This window comes from Xanthomonas campestris pv. phormiicola (assembly GCA_025666215.1).
In the GTDB taxonomy this organism is placed as follows: domain Bacteria; phylum Pseudomonadota; class Gammaproteobacteria; order Xanthomonadales; family Xanthomonadaceae; genus Xanthomonas_A; species Xanthomonas_A campestris_A.
In genome coordinates, this window is record CP102593.1 from 2,770,645 (window position 1) to 2,786,969 (window position 16,325).

The 16,325-nt window shown below is 69.9% G+C and carries 12 protein-coding genes; 7 read left to right on the forward strand and 5 right to left on the reverse strand.

All coding sequences use genetic code 11. The features are described 5' to 3' along the window. Positions 1-9: 9 nt before the first annotated feature. Both clpA and clpS read right to left on the reverse strand, forming a co-directional pair. A complete protein-coding gene (clpA, locus tag NRY95_11455; protein ID UYC14375.1) occupies positions 10-2,292 on the reverse strand; it encodes an ATP-dependent Clp protease ATP-binding subunit ClpA in 2,283 nt (760 codons plus the stop codon). A gap of 123 nt (positions 2,293-2,415) precedes the next feature. Next, a complete protein-coding gene (gene clpS / locus NRY95_11460) occupies positions 2,416-2,736 on the reverse strand; it encodes an ATP-dependent Clp protease adapter ClpS (protein UYC14376.1) in 321 nt (106 codons plus the stop codon). Positions 2,737-2,811: 75 nt separating this feature from the next. Here clpS and NRY95_11465 point away from each other — a divergent pair, with 75 nt between their 5' ends. The 6 genes from NRY95_11465 to NRY95_11490 all read left to right on the forward strand — a co-directional run bounded on the left by NRY95_11465 (position 2,812) and on the right by NRY95_11490 (position 7,350). Continuing rightward, positions 2,812-3,312 carry a hypothetical protein gene (locus NRY95_11465; protein UYC14377.1) on the forward strand — a complete coding sequence of 167 codons (501 nt, stop codon included), beginning with the start codon at positions 2,812-2,814 and terminating at the stop codon, positions 3,310-3,312. Beyond that, a complete protein-coding gene (locus tag NRY95_11470; GenBank protein ID UYC14378.1) occupies positions 3,312-3,770 on the forward strand; it encodes an NUDIX hydrolase in 459 nt (152 codons plus the stop codon). The genes NRY95_11465 and NRY95_11470 overlap by 1 nt, the downstream gene beginning before the upstream one ends. After that, positions 3,767-4,957 carry a tRNA 2-thiouridine(34) synthase MnmA gene (gene mnmA, locus NRY95_11475; protein ID UYC14379.1) on the forward strand — a complete coding sequence of 397 codons (1,191 nt, stop codon included), beginning with the start codon at positions 3,767-3,769 and terminating at the stop codon, positions 4,955-4,957. The genes NRY95_11470 and mnmA overlap by 4 nt, the downstream gene beginning before the upstream one ends. After that, positions 4,954-5,568 carry a high frequency lysogenization protein HflD gene (hflD, locus tag NRY95_11480; protein UYC14380.1) on the forward strand — a complete coding sequence of 205 codons (615 nt, stop codon included), beginning with the start codon at positions 4,954-4,956 and terminating at the stop codon, positions 5,566-5,568. Before mnmA ends, hflD begins: the two co-directional genes overlap by 4 nt. 141 nt (positions 5,569-5,709) lie before the next feature. After that, positions 5,710-6,900 carry a methyl-accepting chemotaxis protein gene (locus NRY95_11485; protein UYC14381.1) on the forward strand — a complete coding sequence of 397 codons (1,191 nt, stop codon included), beginning with the start codon at positions 5,710-5,712 and terminating at the stop codon, positions 6,898-6,900. Between the two features lie 126 nt (positions 6,901-7,026). After that, positions 7,027-7,350, forward strand: a complete 324-nt coding sequence (locus NRY95_11490) for a hypothetical protein (protein ID UYC14382.1) — start codon at positions 7,027-7,029, stop codon at positions 7,348-7,350. Between the two features lie 173 nt (positions 7,351-7,523). On the opposite strand, the gene NRY95_11495 is transcribed toward NRY95_11490, so the two are convergent. The 3 genes from NRY95_11495 to NRY95_11505 all read right to left on the reverse strand — a co-directional run bounded on the left by NRY95_11495 (position 7,524) and on the right by NRY95_11505 (position 14,054). Beyond that, positions 7,524-8,843 carry a nitrate/sulfonate/bicarbonate ABC transporter ATP-binding protein gene (locus tag NRY95_11495; GenBank protein UYC14383.1) on the reverse strand — a complete coding sequence of 440 codons (1,320 nt, stop codon included), beginning with the start codon at positions 8,841-8,843 and terminating at the stop codon, positions 7,524-7,526. A gap of 21 nt (positions 8,844-8,864) precedes the next feature. Further along, complete coding sequence (locus NRY95_11500) at positions 8,865-10,619, reverse strand: ABC transporter permease subunit (protein UYC14384.1); 1,755 nt, start codon at positions 10,617-10,619, stop codon at positions 8,865-8,867. A gap of 645 nt (positions 10,620-11,264) precedes the next feature. Next, a complete protein-coding gene (locus NRY95_11505) occupies positions 11,265-14,054 on the reverse strand; it encodes an EAL domain-containing protein (protein ID UYC14385.1) in 2,790 nt (929 codons plus the stop codon). Between the two features lie 171 nt (positions 14,055-14,225). On the opposite strand from NRY95_11505, the gene NRY95_11510 reads away from it, so the two are divergent. Beyond that, positions 14,226-16,325, forward strand: coding sequence for a PAS domain S-box protein (locus NRY95_11510; GenBank protein UYC14386.1), 2,100 nt, complete (start codon positions 14,226-14,228; stop codon positions 16,323-16,325).

The window sequence follows — 16,325 nt, forward strand, 5'->3', positions numbered from 1 at the left end:
AGCGCGCCATCACTCCACGGTCGCCGGCAGCAGGCGCTCCGGCTCGGCCTGGGTATCCACCACCAGCTCGCCGTCGCGCACGTCGATGGTGACGCGGCCGCCGCCGACCAGCTTGCCGAACAGCAGCTCGTCCGCCAGCGGGCGCTTGACCTTGTCCTGGATCACCCGCGCCATCGGCCGCGCGCCCATCAGCGGGTCGAAGCCGTGCTGGGCCAGCCAGTCGCGCGCGGTCGGGGTGGCCGACAGCGACACGTGCTTCTCCTGCAGCAGCATCTCCAGTTCGATGATGAACTTGTCGACCACGCGCAGGATGTGGCTGAACGCCAGCGGCTGGAACTGCACCACCGCGTCCAGGCGGTTGCGGAATTCCGGGGTGAAGCTGCGGCGGATGGTTTCCATCGCGTCGGTGGAATGGTCCTGCTTGGTGAAGCCGATCGAGCGCCGCGAGGCCTGGGTGGCGCCGGCATTGGTGGTCATCACCAGGATCACGTTCTTGAAGTTGGCCTCGCGCCCGTTGGTATCGGTCAGCACACCGCGGTCCATGACCTGCAACAGGATGTTGAAGATGTCCGGATGCGCCTTCTCGACCTCGTCCAGCAGCAGCACGCAGTGCGGGGTCTTGACGATCTTCTCGGTCAGCAGGCCGCCCTGGTCGAAGCCGACATAGCCCGGGGGCGCACCGATCAGGCGGCTGATCGAATGCGGCTCCATGTATTCGGACATGTCGAAGCGCACCAGCTCGATGCCCAGCTGCAGCGCCAGCTGTTTGGTCACCTCGGTCTTGCCGACGCCGGTGGGGCCGGCGAACAGGAAGTTGCCGATCGGCTTTTCCGGATTGGCCAAGCCCGAACGCGCCAGCTTGATCGACGAGGCCAGCGTCTCGATCGCCGGATCCTGGCCGAAGATCACCATCTTCAGGTTGCGCTCCAGGTGCTGCAGCACGTCCTTGTCGGTGGCGCTGACCTGCTTGGCCGGGATCCGCGCCATCTTGGCGACGATGGTTTCGATCTCCTCGATGTCGATCAGTTCCTTGCGCACGCCCTGCGGCAGCAGGCGCTGGCGCGCGCCGGCCTCGTCCATCACGTCGATCGCCTTGTCCGGCAGCAGGCGGTCGCCGATGTGCTTGACCGACAGGTCCACCGCCGCCTGCAGCGCATCGTCGGCGTAGGTCACGCCATGGTGCGCCTCGTACTTGGGCTTGAGCCCCTGCAGGATCTCGAAGGTCTCGCCCACGGTCGGCTCGACGATGTCGATCTTCTGGAAGCGCCGCGCCAGCGCGCGGTCCTTCTCGAAGATGCCGCGGTATTCCTGGAACGTGGTCGAGCCGATGCAGCGCAGATCGCCAGAGGCCAGCGCCGGCTTGATCAGGTTGGAGGCGTCCATGGTGCCGCCGGACGCCGAGCCGGCGCCGATGATGGTGTGGATCTCGTCGATGAACAGCACCGCGTTGGGCACCTTCTTCAGCGAGGTGAGCACGCCCTTCAGGCGCTTCTCGAAATCGCCGCGGTACTTGGTGCCGGCGACCAGCGCACCCAGGTCCAGCGAGTAGATGACCGCGTCGGCCAAGACCTCCGGCACGCTGCCCTCGACGATGCGCTTGGCCAGGCCCTCGGCGATCGCGGTCTTGCCGACGCCGGCCTCGCCCACGTACAGCGGATTGTTCTTGCGCCGCCGGCACAGCACCTGGATGGTGCGCTCGATCTCGTCGGCACGGCCGACCAGCGGGTCGATGCGGCCGTTGCGCGCCTGTTCGTTCAGGTTGCTGGCGTATTCGGCCAGCGCGTCGCCCTTGGGCTCGCCCTCGGCCGCCTCGCCCTTGGCTTCGCCGTCGGACGGCGCCGGGCTTTCGCCCTCCTCGCCGAGCTTGGCAATGCCATGCGACAGGTAGTTGACGATATCCAGGCGGGTGATGTCCTGCTGATTCAGGAAATACACCGCATGCGAGTCCTTTTCGCCGAAGATCGCGACCAGCACGTTGGCGCCGGTGACTTCCTTCTTGCCCGAGGACTGCACGTGGTAGACCGCGCGCTGCAGCACCCGCTGGAAGCCCAGGGTGGGTTGCGTGTCGCGGCCGTCGTCTTCGGCCAGGCGCGACACCGAGGCTTCGATGGCCTGTTCCAACTCGCCGCGCAGGCGCTCGGTATCGGCACCGCACGCCTTCAGCACCGCCTGCGCAGAAGGGTTGTCGAGCAATGCCAACAACAGGTGTTCGACCGTCATGAACTCGTGACGGGCTTCCCGGGCGCGCTTGTAGCACTGGCCGATGGTTTGCTCGAGATCTTTGCTGAACATGGTTCACTCCGACGTCTGTTGCCAACAATATGCGGCTGGAGTTGCGAATTTCCACAACCCTATCGGATCAGTGTGTTCAGACCGCGTTAGTCCGGGCAAACCGGTGACCGACGCTTACCAATATCAGGCTTTTTCCATCGTGCACAACAGGGGATGCTGGTTCATCCGCGAAAACTCGTTGACCTGAGCCACCTTGGATTCAGCCACTTCGCGGGTGTACACCCCGCAGACGCCGCGGCCGCGGGTATGCACGTGCAGCATCACCTGCGTGGCCTTCTCCAGGTCCAGCGAGAAAAATTGCTGCAACACGGTCACCACGAAGTCCATCGGGGTGTAGTCGTCGTTCAGCAACAGCACTTGGTACATCGGCGGGCGGGCGACTTCCGGCTTGCCGGTCTCCACCATTACGCCGTGGTCGTGGTCTGAAGAATTCTTGCGAGGCATGCGCCGATTATATACGGCGGCTGTCGGCCAGGATTGGACGATCGCCGATCCTGCCCGCACAATTCCCCTTCTTTGATGGCGCAACGCATGCATTCGACGAATTTCCGCACGGCCGCCCTGCTCGTCGCGCTCCTGGCCGCCTCGGTGCCGGCCGCCGCCGCGCCGGACCAGGCGCTGGGCAAGCGCTTGCAGGCAATGGGCTACGACGTCCAGGCCGATGCCGACGGCGACTACCAGTTGCTGTTCGGCCTGCGCGAACAGGGCCGCGAGCGCCAGCAGCTGATCTACGTGCGCTCGCCGGTGGAGAGCTTCGGCAGCCACCGGATCCGCGAGATCTGGTCGCCCGCCTACCAGGCCAAGGGCGACACCCTGCCTGCCGCGATCGCCAACCGCCTGCTGGAAGACGCACAGGCCGACATCCTCGGCGGCTGGGTGCGCCAGGGCGGCACCGCGGTGTTCGTGATCAAGGTCGCCGCCGATGCCGACGACACCGCGCTGCGCGAGGCGCTGGAGGCGGCGGCGCGCGGCGCCGACGCGATGGACGCCGAACTCAACGCCGGCAAGGACGCGTTCTGATGGCGCTGGCCCCCGGCCCCTGGCAGCCCGACGTGACCGTGGCCACGGTGGTGGTGCGCGACGGGCGCCTGCTGCAGGTGGAGGAGTCCATCGCCGGCGCGCTGGTGCTGAACCAGCCGGCCGGGCACCTGGAGCCGGACGAGAGCCTGCTGCAGGCGGCGCTGCGCGAGACGCTGGAGGAAACCGGCTGGCAGGTGCGGCTGACCGCGTTCATCGGCGCCTACCAGTGGAAGGCCGACAACGGCCGCCACTACCTGCGCTTCGCCTTCGCCGCCGAGCCGGTGGCGCACGACCCGCAGCGGCCGTTGGACGACGGCATCGTGCGTGCGCTGTGGATGACCCCGGCCGAGCTGCAGGCCGCCGCGCCGCGCTGGCGCAGCCCGCTGGTGTGGCAGGTGGCCGCCGATTTCCTCGCCGGCAAGCGCTATCCGCTGGACCTGGTGCGGCAGCTGGCATGAACGGCGCGCGGATCATGGTCGGCGTCTCCGGCGGGGTCGATTCATCGGTGGCGGCCTGGCAGCTGGTGCGGCAAGGCGCGGACGTGGCCGGCCTGTTCATGCAGAACTGGGCCGACGACGGCAGCGGCGAAGCGCAGGACAGCGCAAGTGTCGCTGAAGGCAGGACGCCGAAAGCGACCGGGTGCCGCGCCGAGGACGACCGCCGCGACGCGGTGGCGGTGTGCGGCCTGCTCGGCATGCCGTTCCACTTCCGCGATTTCTCGCAGGAATACTGGCAAGGCGTGTTCGCCCACTTCCTGGCCGAGTACGCCGCCGGGCGCACCCCGAACCCGGACGTGCTGTGCAACCGCGAGGTCAAGTTCAAGCATTTCCTGGATGCGGCGCGCGAACTGGGCGCCGAGCGCATCGCGACCGGCCACTACGCCCGGGTGGCGTTCGCCGACGGCCGCTGGCGGCTGCTGCGCGGGGTGGACCGCAACAAGGACCAGAGCTATTTCCTGCACCAGCTGGGCCAGGCGCAGCTGGCCGCGACCCTGTTCCCGGTCGGCGAGCTGCCCAAGGAACAGGTGCGGCGCATCGCCCGCGAGGCCGGCCTGCCGACCCACGCCAAGAAGGACTCCACCGGCATCTGCTTCATCGGCGAGCGCGACTTCCGCGAATTCCTCGGCCGCTACCTGCCGGCCCGGCGTGGCGAGATCCGCGACCCGCAGGACCAGGTCGTGGCCGAGCACCCGGGGGTGTTCTACTTCACCCTGGGCCAGCGCGAGGGCCTGAACATCGGCGGCGTGCGCGGCCGCGCGGCAGCGCCGTGGTACGTGGTCGGCAAGGACGTGGCGCGCAACGTGCTGTACGTGGACCAGGATCGCGACAGCCCGCATCTGATGTCCACCCAGCTGCAGTCCGAAGCCGCGCACTGGATCGCCGGGTCGGCGCCGGCGCGGCGCTTCGACTGCACCGCGCAGACCCGCTACCGCCAGGCCGACGAGCCGTGCACGGTCGAGGTCGGCGACGACGGCACCCTGGCGGTGCGCTTCGCCCGCCCGCAGCGCGCCGTGACCCCTGGCCAGTCGCTGGTGCTGTACCAGGGCGACGAGTGCCTGGGCGGCGCCGTGATCGCCACCACCGATGCCCCGCTGCAACGCCGTTTGGCGCAGCGCACCGATCTCCACGAGGAAACCACCCGATGACCGATTCCATGGACGCGCGCGTGCTGGCGCTGGCCGGCGTCGCCCAGGCCCTGCAGCAGGTGCGGCGCATCGCCGAGACCGGGCAGTCCGAGGCGTCGCTGGTGCGGACCCTGCTGGACAGCGTGTTCCGCACCGATGCCGACACGCCGGAGGCGGTCTATGGTCGGGTCGGCGACGTCGCGCCCGGGCTGCGCCTGCTGCACAACTATTTCCGCAACCAGGGCCAGGACGAGGCGCTGCCGCGGCTGGCGCTGGCGGTGCTGCAACTGGAGCGGCGCTTCGTGCGCGACACCGAGACCAGCGCCAAGGTCACCGCCGGCATCGCCCGGATCGCGCCGAGGCTGGCCGAGCACGCCGACAGCGCGCATCCGGAGCTGATCGGCGCGCTGGGCCAGCTGTATGCCGATACCATCAGCCACCTGCGCCCGCGGGTCATGGTGCAGGGCAACCCGCACTACCTGGGCCAGGCCGGGGTGGTGGCGGAGATCCGCGCGCTGCTGCTGGCGGCGGTGCGCTCGGCGGTGCTGTGGCGGCAGATGGGCGGCAGCCTGTGGGATTTCCTGCTGGCCAAGCGGCGCATGCTCGAGGCGGTGGACCGCGCGCTGCGTTGAACCGGGCGGCGGCGGCGCGGCCTGGCGCCGTGCCGCGATGCAGGGCACGTTTCGGCGCATGGATGCGATCGGCGCCACCTCGCGCCTAAAGACCGAGGGGGTACGGCCGATACAGCAATCGTGAATCTGCCGAGAACGTCCATGTACTCACGCCTCCTGATCCGTCTGGCTGCTCCGCTCGCCCTGACGCTGCTGTTCCCCATCGCCGCCGGTTTCGACTGGCCGGCCCCGGTCCGTTGGGCCATCCTCACCACGATGACGTTGAGTTGGCTGGGCTTCGCCGCCTGGACAGCCTATAGCCAGAGCCGGCGCTCGCCGCAGCAGTCCAAGGTCATGCGCGAGCAGGATCAGCTGCTGACCGAGCTGCGCAGCTTCGTCGGCAACGAGATCGACGGCTCGCGCAGCGAGATCGAACGGGCCCGCGAACTGATCCGCCAGGCGGTCAGCGGCCTGGGCGGCAGCTTCGAGGCGATGAACCGCAAGTCGCGGCAGCAGAGCGTGGCGCTGGCCCGCATCGTGGACCGCGCCGGCGACGACGGCGGTGCCGGGGTCGACGTGGCCCGCTTCGCCCAGCATGCCAGCCAGCGCATGGAGCAATTGGTCGAGGCGCTGGAACAGGTCAGCGGCCAGAGCAGCGCCACGGTGCATTACATCGACGACATGTCGCAGCACCTGGACGGCATCTTCGCCTTGCTGGAGGACGTCAAGTCGATCGCCGACCAGACCAATCTGCTGGCGTTGAACGCGGCGATCGAGGCGGCACGTGCCGGCGAGGCGGGCCGCGGCTTTGCGGTGGTCGCCGACGAGGTGCGCAACCTGTCCGAGCGCTCGACCACCTTCAACGAGCAGATCCGCAAGCTGGCGCACAGCTCCAAGGACGCCATCGCCAAGGTCCGCGAGACGGTCTCGCACATGGCCTCGCGCGACATGGACCGCTCCCGCGAGGCGCGCGCCGAGGCCGCGTCGATGCTGGACAACGTGGCGGCGATCAACAATTCGCTGGGCGAAGGCATGCGCGAGATCTCCGAATGCGGCCGCGCCATCGACAGCAGCGTCGCCGAAGCGGTACGCGCCCTGCAGTTCGAGGACATCGCGACCCAGGCCCTGGGGGGCGTGCATACCCACCTGGACCGCCTGACCGCGATCAACCGCGAGGCCGTGGCCCTGCAGGAACTGCTGCATCGCAACGGCGGCGTGTTCGACAGCGAACTGGTCGATGCGCTGCAACGGGTCGGCACCCGCCTGCGCGAGATGCGCGTGGAGTGGGAACGTCCGCCGCACAAGCCGGTGGCGCAGCAGAGCATGGGCGCCGGCACCGTCGAACTGTTCTGACCGGCATCATGTTCCCTGCCGCACCATGAAGCGACCAGTCCCCGGCCCTGTCCGGGGCTTGTCGTCTCTGCCCTTCCCCGCCTGTCCGAGCCGATGCCCTTCCCGTCCCAGTCCCGAGTCGAGGCCATGTCCTGCGACGACCTGAGCACCGCGCACGACGCCCTCCCCGTCCACGCGCCCCCGACGGCGGGCGCCAGGGTGGACGGCGGCGCCAGGCCCGGCGCGGCGCGGCGCCAGCCGGGTAGCGCACTGCGGCAGCTGGAAATGCTGGCGCAGCACGAACTGCGGCGGATGCTCGGCGGGCGTGGCCAGGCCATACACGGCGACAGCATCGCCGACCTGGTCTGGGCCGGCCTGGCCTGGGACATGGGCCTGAGCGGAACCGCCATCGCCGCGGCCGGCACGCCGCAGCCGCTGTCGGGCTGCGCGGCGCTCTGCGACCACGACTGAACCGGTGTGCGCGGTCGCTACGGTCCGTGCCTGCGGATGCCGCACTCCGCCGCCAGCGCATCGCGACATCGCCACGGCCGCTGATCCGTCGGCCTCGTCGCCGTGCGCGATGCGTGGGCGCCGCCAATCCTGCGGCGGCCCGTTGCGTTGACTGCGGTTCGATGGCGAAGCGGCTAGCTCGGGTTCTCCAGCGAGAACAGGTCCGCCTGCTTGTCGTAGGCGAAGTACTCGGCGTAGCGCGCCCAGCTGATCACCGCCTGCACGGTTTCCGCCGCATAGTCCTCGGACATGTGGTCTTCCAGTTCGTCGCGGAAGCGCCGCGCCGGAGCGTGGTGGGTCGGACGTTCGTCGAGCACGCGGCGGATGTGCGCGGCCAGCGGCACGTAGGTGGCCAGGTGCTGGGCGAACATCTGCTTGCGCGCATCGGTGCCCAGTTCGGCGAAGCGCTGGCCGGCCGGGGTCAGCTGCAGGTCGCCCTGTTCGAACACGGCGAAGCGCAGCAGCTGCAGGGTTTCGGCGATCGGGAACAGTTCGTCCACTTCCAGCTGCAGGCTGGCGGCCAGCGGCGGCAGGTCGGCGCGGCCGTGGTACGGCTCGGCCGCCACCGCTTCGACCAGGCCGGCCAGCAGGTTGGTCGACACCCGCGGCAGCACCATGGCGATGCCGCTACCGGGGAACACGCCTTCGCGCGCCTGCGGCCGCTGCGGGCTGGCGGTCATGCGCGCGTAGATGTCGTCGACCAGGGCGCGGAACGCCGGCGCCAGGCGGTTGCGCGGCTGCGGCAGGGTGACCTGGATCTCGCCGATCACCCGGCCCGGATTGGCGCCGAAGATGACGATGCGGTCGCACATCAGCACCGCCTCCTCGATGTTGTGGGTGACCATCAGGATCGACTCGATCGGCATGCGCCCTTCCGACCACAGGTCGAGCAGGTCGGTGCGCAGGGTCTCGGCGGTCAGCACGTCCAGCGCCGAGAACGGCTCGTCCATCAACAGCAGTTTCGGCCGCACCACCAGCGCGCGGGCCAGGCCGACGCGCTGGCGCATGCCGCCGGACAGCTCCTTCGGATAGGCGCCCTCGTAACCGTCCAGGCCGATCAGGTCGATCGCCGCCAGCGCCCGCCGGCGGCGTTCGTCGGCGGCCACGCCGCGCGCCTCCAGGCCGACCTCCACGTTCTGCAGCACGGTCAGCCACGGGAACAGCGCGAAGCTCTGGAACACCATCGCGATGTCGTCGATCGCCTGGGCCGGGGTGGCATCGCGGAACACGATGCTGCCGGCGCTGGGCTGCAGCAACCCGGCGATGGCGCGCAACAGCGTGGACTTGCCGGAGCCGGAGCGTCCGAGCAGGCCGACGATCTGGCCCGAATGCAGGGTCAGGTCGACATCGTCCAGCACCACCAGCGGCGTCGCCCCGCCCTTGTCGTAGCTCTTGCGCACGCCGTGCACGCGGACCAGCGGGGCGCGCTCGGGCGCGCTTGCGGAAAAGGTCATGGTCGGAATCTCCAAGGATGGTCAGTCGAAGCGCAGGCGGCGCTCGGCGAAGGCGTACAGGCGCCGCCACACCGCGCGGTTGAAGACGGTCACGAACAGCGACATCACCGCCACCCCGAGCAGCACCCGCGCGCCATCGCCGGCGGCGGTGGCGCGGGCGATGTAGGCGCCGAGCCCGTAGGCCTGCACCTGGGTGTCGCCCCAGCTGGCGAGTTCGGCGACGATGCTGGCGTTCCACGAGCCGCCGGAGGCGGTCAGCGCGCCGGTGATGTAGTACGGGAAGATGCCCGGCAGGATCACCCGCCGCCACCAGGTCCACGAGCGCAGCTGGTAGACCGTGGCCGCCTCGCGCAGGTCGGTGGGAAACGCGCTGGCGCCGGCGATCACGTTGAACAGGATGTACCACTGCGTGCCCAGGATCATCAGCGGCGACAGCCAGATGTTCGGATTGGCGCCGGTGGCGACGATCGCCAGCACCGCGAACGGGAACAGCACGTTGGCCGGGAACGCGGCCAGGAACTGCGCCAGCGGCTGCACCCGCTGCGCCACCTTCGGGCGCAGTCCGATCCACACCCCGATCGGCACCCACACCACGCTGGCCAGCGCGATCAGCACCACCACCCGCAGCAGCGTGGCCAGGCCGCCGCCGAACGCCTCGGCCAGGTCGTGCAGGCGCAGGTGCTGGCGGCCGTAATCGAACGCGAACCAGGCCGCGGCCAGTCCCGCGATCGCCAGCGCCGCGCTCCATAGCCGGTCGCCCCAGACGTTGCCGCTGGCGTCCGGCGCGGGCGCCGCCGCCGGACGCGGGCGCCGCGGCGCCCAGCGCAGCAGCAAGGTGCGCTGCCAGATCCAGGCCAGCGGCGCGACCAGGCGCTTGGCCAGGCGGGTGCGCCGCAGCAGGTCGTACAGCCACGATTGCGGCTTGTCCTGCGAGGCGGTGAGTTCGGCGCGGAACTTGTCCGACCAGGCGACGATGGGGCGGAACAGCAACTGGTCGTACAGCACGATCAGCACGCCCATCGCCAGCACCGCCCAGCCGACCGCGGCGAAATTGCGCTGCGCGATCGCCAACGCCAGGTAGGAGCCGATGCCGGGCAGTTCCAGGGTGTGGTCGCCGACCGTGATCGCCTCGGAGGCGACCACGAAGAACCAGCCGCCGGACATCGACATCATCATGTTCCAGATCAGCGACGGCGTCGCATACGGCGCTTCCAGCCGCCAGAAGCGCTGCCACGACGACAGGCCGAAGCCGCGCGTGACCTCGTCCAGGTCGCGCGGCACGTTGCGCAGCGACTGGTAGAACGAGTACGCCATGTTCCAGGCCTGGCTGGTGAAGATGGCGAAGATCGAGGCCAGTTCCGCGCCGATCTGGCGGCCGGGAAACAGGCCCAGGAAGAAGGTCACGGTGAAGGTCAGGAAGCCCAGCACCGGCACCGACTGCAGGATGTCCAGCGCCGGCACGATCAGCCGCTCGGCGCGGCGGCTCTTGGCCGCCAGGGTCGCCACGACGAAGGTGAACATGAGCGAGGCCGCCATCGCCGCGAACATGCGCAAGGTGGTGCGCAGGCCGTATTCGGGCAACTGGCGCAGATCCAGCGAGAGCGCTTCGGTGCCCGGCGCCGGCAGCGGCGCGCGCATGTCGGCGGCGCCGTGCAACAGCAGCACGCCCAGCGCCAGCAACAACACGAACACCGCCAGATCGTGGAAATTGGGCAGCACGCCGGGGCGTGCGGCGACAGTGCCGGGCGCGTTGCGCTCGCGGGGGAATAGCACCATGGGAAGGTTCCGGCAGGACGGCGGCGCCAGCGGTGCCGCACGGGTGGTAGGGAATGAGGGAAACAGGCGCGGACGATCGCTCAGTGTGGCAAGCGAATATGTAAGCCAGGCGTCAGCCGCTGCTGCGCCGCCTTCGGGCTGCGCTGTGCTGCGGCATCGATCGCGGCATGCGCGCCGGCGTCGGCCAGGGCCAGGGGCGCGCCGGGTTCGCCGCGGCACGCGCCCAGCCGGATCCGTTTGCCGTCGGCGCGACCGGCGGGCGGGCCACGGACCGATTCCGGCGCACGCACGGACAGCCTGCAGCGCCTACACAACGCATGGCAACAGCGACAACGACAGAGGCATGGGCGGCTCCGGAATACGGAAACGCCAGGGGTCACGCTCGGGGTCCTCGCGGATCGGGCTTGCGTACTGCGGGAGTGTCTTGCCAGCGCCGGTGCGGCGCTGGCGAACGATCCCGTCCTGAGCGGACGGGACCCATCCGGGACGAACCCGGGCCTTGGCGGTCCTGTCAGCTCAACAGCTGCAGCGTCGGTCTAGGATGACTGTCCAAGGAAGTGGCCTCTGGCCGGGAACGGTGGGCGCGAAGTATAGCCAGCAACCGCGGCACCGCAACAGCGTCTCGCGGGCAGCTGCAACACGCGTTCACTGACCAGCAAGCACCAGCCGCGGCAGCGTCGCTGGCGCCTGGCTCTGGCGCGCGCGCAACCACGCCGCCAGTTCGCGCGGCGGCAGCGGCCGCGAGTGCAGATAGCCCTGGATCTCGTCGCAGCCCTGCTCGCGCAGCAGCGCCTCTTCCTGCACCGTCTCCACGCCCTCGGCCACCACCTGCATGCCCAGCGCATGGCCGAGTTGCACGATCGCCTGGGTGACCTTGGCGGTGCCGCTGTCGGTGAGCATGTCCTGCACGAAGCTGCGGTCGATCTTCAACCGCTGCACCGGAAAGCGGTTGAGGTAATGCAGGTTGGAGAAGCCGGTGCCGAAGTCGTCCACCGCCAGCAGCACGCCTTCCTGCTCGAACAGTTCGAAGCAGCGGCGCAGCGACTCGGTGTCGCGGATCAGCGCCGATTCGGTCAACTCCAGCTCCAGCCGCTTCGGCGACCAGCCGTTGCGCTGGCACAGCTCGATCACCCGCTCGGCGAAGCCGCGGTCGCGCAGCTGCATCGCCGAGACGTTGACCGACACGCGGTCGAAGCTCAACCCCGCCGCGTCCCAGGCCGCGGCCTGGCGGCAGGCCTCGTTGATCACCCAGTCGCCCAGGCGCACGATCTCGCCGCATTCCTCGGCGATGGGGATGAACTCGGCCGGATTGCAATGGCCGTGGCCGGGGCGGTGCCAACGCAGCAGCGCCTCCACCGCCGGCGCGCGTTCGCCGGCCGCGTGCACCAGCGGCTGGTACACCAGCGAGAATTCCTCGCGGTCCAGCGCGCCATGCAGCGCATGCTCGATCTCCAGGCGCCGCTGCGCGCGCAGCAGCACGTCCTGGCTGTAGTAGTGGCAGGTGTTGCGTCCGGATTCCTTGGCCGCGTACATCGCCGCATCGGCGGCGCGCAGCAGGCTGTCGAAGTCGCGGCGCCCGTCCTCCATCAAGGCAATGCCGATGCTGGCGCCGATCTTGATCACGTTCTCGCCGTTGTGCAGCGGCTCGGCCAGCGCCGCGATCAGCTTGCGCGCCACATGGCCGGCATCGCCCGGCTCGGCCAGGTCGCGCAGCACCACCAGGAACTCGTCGCCGCTGAAGCGCCCGAACAGGTCGCTGGTGCGCAATTGCTGGTGCATGCGCGTGGCCGCCAGCTTCAGCAGCGCATCGCCGGTGGCGTGGCCGAAGGAATCGTTGATGCTCTTGAACCCGTCCAGGTCGACGAACAGCATCGCCAGGGTGCTGCCGCGCTGCACCGCGTCGTGCATCGCCGCTTCCGCCTGCTCGCGCAGCAGTTGCCGGTTCGGCAGGCCGGTCAACAGGTCGTAGTGGGCCAGCAGTTCGATGCGCTCGCTGGCCTCGCGTTCGCGGCTGATGTCGCGGAACAGCACCACGAAACGCGGCGGCAGGCCGTCGCGGTCGTCCAGTTCGATCAGCACCTGCACCCATACCCGGTGCCCGGAAGGCCGGTGGAAGCACAGGTCCAGCTGCTCGGGCAGGCCGCCGTGGGCGATCCGCGCCAGCGCCGTTTCGAACGCGTCGCGCGAGTCCAGGGTGTACAGCGCCAGCGCCTGGTCCAGGTCGATGTTTTCCTTGCGCAGGCCGTGGATGCGGTAGCACTCCTCGGTCCATTGCATGCGCCGGGTGCCGACCTCGATCTCGCAGCCGCCGATCTTGCCCAGCGCGGAGACGCGGTTGAGCAGTTCGGTGCGCCAGCGGATCAGCGCGTCGGTCTGGCGCTGCTCGGTGATGTTCTGCACCTGGCCGAGCACGCGCTGGACGGCGCCGTCCGCTTCCAGCTGCGGTTGTGCCCACACCCGCAGGTGCAGCGGCGCCTCGCTGCCGCGTACCAGCTCCACCTCGAAATTGGCCTGCTTGCCGTCGCGCTGCATGCGCCGCCAGGTGGAGATCACCTGCGCCGCCGACTCGCGGCTGAGCAGGCGCAGCCAGCCGCGGCTGCTCGGCACCTGATCCTCGGCCAGGCCGGTCACGCGCAGGAACTCGCGCGACCACCAGATCCGGTTCTGCAGCGGATCCCACGACCAGCTGCCCATGCTGGTCATGCGCTGCGCCTCGCGCAGCAGGGTCTGCTGGTCGCGCAGGCGCTGCTCCAGCAGCTTCTGTTCGTGGATGTCGGTATGCGTGCCGACCATGCGCAGCGGGCTGCCGTCGGCGGTGCGGGCGACGATGCGGCCGCGGTCCAGGATCCAGCGCCACTGGCCGTCCTGCTGGCGCAGCCTGAATTCGCACACATAGGTCGCGTTGCGACCTTCGAAATGGGCGCGGATCGCCTCGCGCAGGCGCGCCTGGTCGTCATTGTGGACCAACGGCAGCAGCGCGTTGAGTCCGTAGTCCGGCGCGTTGCCTTCGTAGCCGAGCATCTGCTTCCAGCGCTCGGAACGGAAGATCCTGTCGCTGGGGATGTCCCAGTCCCACAGGCCGTGTTCGGCGCTGTCCAGGGCGATCTCCCAGCGCGTGGCGCCGTCGCTGCCGACCGGCTCGGGCACGCTCAGGGTATACGCCAACAGCGCGCCGGCGTCGTCGCGCACCGCCCGCAGCCACCCGTCCAGGCGCCGCCCGGCGGTGCCGGGCAGCGCGCAGGCGAGCATGCTTTCGCCGTTGAGCAGGCGCTCGCGCACGTCGCGCATCAGCTCGGCATAGGCCTCCACCGTACGCGGCAGCTCCAGCGCCTGCGCGGCCCGGTTCGCGGCCAGCGGCCGCCCTTCGGCGTCCAACAGGACAACGGCCGAGGTGAGCGGATGCTGCAGCAAGCTTGCGATGACGCCTTGATCCACGCCGAGGTGCTCCGTTTCTGCCGCGCTGGTGCTGGCGGACGAAGGTGATAACGGCACCTGGCGGCATTAATTGAGCGCCCGGCCGGCCGCGGCGCCGGCCGCGGTGGGCCGCAACGGGCGCTTGCCGGTAAGATGGCGGCGGACAAATACCGCCGCATCAGGCTGTCGGGCATGCAACCACAACGCGATCCTTCCCCGACCTCCCCGTCCTCGGGCATGCGTCTGGCGCAGCGGCTGGACCGGGGGATCTGGCGAACCGCGCTGTCTTACCTGCTGGTCGGCCTGGTCTGGTCGCTGGGCAGCGATCTGCTGCTGGTTCGATTCGTAGACGACACGCATACGCTGGCCACGCTGCAACTGGTCAACGATGCGGTGTTCCTGCTGTTGACCGCCATCGCCCTGTACTGCCTGCTGCGCCCGCTGGTGCGCGGCGCGGTGCAGGTGCACGCGCAGCTGGCGCTGTCCGAGGCCGGCTACCGGCAGATGTTCCAGGCCAATCCCAGCCCGATGCTGGTCTACGATCCGGAAACGCTGCGGGTGGTGGACGTCAATCCGGCCGCGATCGCCTTTTTCGGCTGGCCGCACGACATCTTCATCGGGCTGGACCTGGGCCGGCTGTGGCCGGCAGGCGCCGCCGAACGCATGAGCGAAGTGATCCAGGCGATCCGCGACACGCCGTCCAAGGTCTGCGTGGTGGCCGAGCCGCTGTGCCTGCGCGACGGCAGCCAGCGCATGGCCGAGGCGCGCAGCACCGGCCTGGACTACCGCGGCCGCAGCGCGCGGCTGGTGGTGATCAGCGACCGCAGCGCCGAGCACGAGGCGCAGCAGCGCCGCGACCAGGCGTTGCTGCGGCTGGAGGAGGCGCAGGCGATCGCCCGTCTCGGCTCCTGGCAACTGGACCCGGCCAGCGGCCTGGGCCGCTATTCCGACCAGGTCTACCGGATGCTCGGCCGGCGCGCGCCGGAGCAGCCGCGCCAGCATCGCCTGGAAGAACTGCTGGTGCCCGCCGACCTGGCGTCGCAGGCGCGCATCCAGCGCATGCTCGAAGACCTGTGCGGCGCCGCGCCGGTGCAGCTGGACATGCTGCTGCCGGTGCTGGCCGCCGACGGCCAGGCGCGGATGCTGCACCTGCGCGCCGAATCGGCCAACGACGACGACGGCGCGGCCTGCGTGCGCGGCACCCTGCAGGACGTGACCGAGCACGAACGTTCGCGGCGCCTGCTGCACGAACGCGAGGAACAGTTCCGCGAACTGGTGCGGGTGCTGCCCGACGGGGTGGCGATCCTGCACCAGGAACACGTGCTGTACGCCAACGCCGCCTGCGCCGGGCAATTCGGCTACGAGGGCGAGAACCTGCTCGGCGAGCCGCTGCAGGGCCTGGTCTATCCCAGCGACCTGCAGCAGGTGCGCGAGCAGATGCGCGATGCCGGCGACAAGGGCGAGCGCGGCGCCGCCGCGCGCATGCGCCGCCGCGATGGCTCGCTGTTCCACGCCGGGCTGTCGTTCGGCAAGGTGCGCTACAGCGGCCGCGACTGCAAGCTGCTGATCGTGCGCGACCTCAGCGAGCCCGAGCGCATGCGCGACGCGCTGGCGCTGAGCAACCGCGAACTGCAGGCGATGGCGCGGCGGCTGTTCTCGCTGCAGGAGGACGAGCGCCGCGCGATCTCGCGCGACCTGCACGACGACATCGGCCAGGCGATCACCGCGATGAAGCTGTCCGCGCACGCGGCGCTGGACGAAGCCGATGCCGAGCGCCGCCGCGAAGACCTCGACGAGATCGTGCAGCTCGCCGACAGCAGCATCACCAAGCTGCGCAACCTGTCCACCCTGCTGCGTCCGCCGCAACTGGACGCGCTCGGCCTGGAGGCGGCGCTGCGCTGGCAGGCCGGCATGCTGTTCCGCGCCTCGCCGGTGCGCCTGCAGCTGGACATCGCCACCCTGCCCGCGCGGCCCAGCGGCGAGGTCGAACAGGCCTGCTTCCGCATCGCCCAGGAGAGCCTGACCAACGCGCTGCGCCACGCCTGCGCCGGCGAGGTGCGCATGGCGCTGAGCGACGAGCAGCACCGGCAGCTGCGCCTGGAGGTGGTCGACGACGGCGACGGGTTCGATCCGACCGGGCCGCGCGGCCTGGGCCTGATCGTGATGCGCGAGCGCGCGCAGAGCGCAGGCGGTACCCTGCAGATCGACACCGCGCCCGGTGCCGGCACGCGGGTGACGCTGTGCCTGCCCTACACGACCGCGGCGACGCCAACGCACCCACCTGGACCCTGA

Coding starts and splice junctions, on each gene's coding strand:
- NRY95_11510 (UYC14386.1), top strand. CDS start 14,226: ATGCAACCACAACGCGATCCTTCCCCGACCTCCCCGTCCTCGGGCATG.
- clpS (UYC14376.1), bottom strand. CDS start 2,736: ATGCCTCGCAAGAATTCTTCAGACCACGACCACGGCGTAATGGTGGAG.
- NRY95_11500 (UYC14384.1), bottom strand. CDS start 10,619: ATGGTGCTATTCCCCCGCGAGCGCAACGCGCCCGGCACTGTCGCCGCA.
- NRY95_11490 (UYC14382.1), top strand. CDS start 7,027: ATGTCCTGCGACGACCTGAGCACCGCGCACGACGCCCTCCCCGTCCAC.
- clpA (UYC14375.1), bottom strand. CDS start 2,292: ATGTTCAGCAAAGATCTCGAGCAAACCATCGGCCAGTGCTACAAGCGC.
- hflD (UYC14380.1), top strand. CDS start 4,954: ATGACCGATTCCATGGACGCGCGCGTGCTGGCGCTGGCCGGCGTCGCC.
- NRY95_11495 (UYC14383.1), bottom strand. CDS start 8,843: ATGACCTTTTCCGCAAGCGCGCCCGAGCGCGCCCCGCTGGTCCGCGTG.
- mnmA (UYC14379.1), top strand. CDS start 3,767: ATGAACGGCGCGCGGATCATGGTCGGCGTCTCCGGCGGGGTCGATTCA.
- NRY95_11465 (UYC14377.1), top strand. CDS start 2,812: ATGGCGCAACGCATGCATTCGACGAATTTCCGCACGGCCGCCCTGCTC.
- NRY95_11470 (UYC14378.1), top strand. CDS start 3,312: ATGGCGCTGGCCCCCGGCCCCTGGCAGCCCGACGTGACCGTGGCCACG.
- NRY95_11485 (UYC14381.1), top strand. CDS start 5,710: ATGTACTCACGCCTCCTGATCCGTCTGGCTGCTCCGCTCGCCCTGACG.